At 59.4% G+C, this 1,123-nt stretch carries 1 protein-coding gene; it reads left to right on the top strand.

The window, feature by feature from the left end:
- On the top strand, positions 1-1,123 hold a 1,123-nt coding region (locus ACSFA3_RS25055; RefSeq protein WP_435508052.1), incomplete at both ends, for an Ig-like domain-containing protein.

Genomic DNA, 1,123 nt, shown 5'->3' with positions numbered 1-1,123 from the left:
TATGTTCTATCGTAACGGAGCATTCATCGGGACCGGAACGGTGGTGGATGGCGTGGCCACATTGACGGTGAGCAATCTGCCACTTGGCGAGAGCGAGATCATGGCCACCTATTCAGGTGACGTGAACTACAGCGGGGCTGCCTCGAGCACTTTCCCGGGAGTCTTGGCTTCCACGCAAGCGACTCCCACGACGACCTCGCTGACGACTTCCCAGACGTCCGTTGCCTATGGGGCACCGATCACCTTGACTGCAACGGTTGCGTCGACATTGGGGACGCCGTTGGCGACGGGCTCAGTCGACTTCTACAGCGGGAGCCAACTCCTGGGTACCGGTGCGATTGTCAATGGGCAAGCCAGCTTGACGACAACTCAGCTACCGCTGGGTATTGCGAATTTGCGTGCTGTCTACCAGGGCGATGGCACGAACGCATTCAGCATTGCAACGGCCCAGCAGTCGGTGGTCAAAGCCGCGACCACGATCACGCTGGATCCGCCGGTGAGGCCGGCCGAGGCCGGCAACCCGATCGTCTTCGGAGCACAGATTTCAGGGGGGGCGTCTGGGGGAATGGTGGCATTCTTCAGCGGTACGACCCACCTTGGGACGGCCAATGTGGTGAATGGGCGGGCGGAGATTAAGACCTTCTTCGTTCCGTCGAATGCTGCCGTGCGGGCCGTCTATTCGGGGGATACCCAGTATCTGTCCAGCGTCACCGCTCAGGATCTGAGCGTAGCGGTTGGAACTGGAGGCGTCGCGCCTTCAGTCAATACAACTGTCATGCAGATGAAGGACGAGGGGACTGGCGAGGTCGGCTATCCAGCGCAACTGAAGCTCATATTTGGGCTTGGCAGCACTCCCTTCAGTACCGGCATCTACAGCGTCTTTGACAATGGACAACTGATAGGCAGCTTCCTTGCGGGTGATGTGTCGAGTCAAGCTGTCAATGGAAAATTCACGGCGCTGATTCAGCGGCTTTCCGTTGGCAATCACTTCCTGACGGTGATGCACTCGGGCGGGGCAGATGGCATTGTTACGCGGGCAGGTTCGAAGACAACACAGATTTCTCCCGCCGCGACGGAGGTCAAACTCGACACAAGCAGGCCGCAGGCGGCAGTCGGTGCGCCT

Source organism: Variovorax glucosi (assembly GCF_051216695.1).
Lineage (GTDB): Bacteria > Pseudomonadota > Gammaproteobacteria > Burkholderiales > Burkholderiaceae_C > Variovorax.
This window is presented reverse-complemented; position numbering and strand designations above follow the sequence as displayed.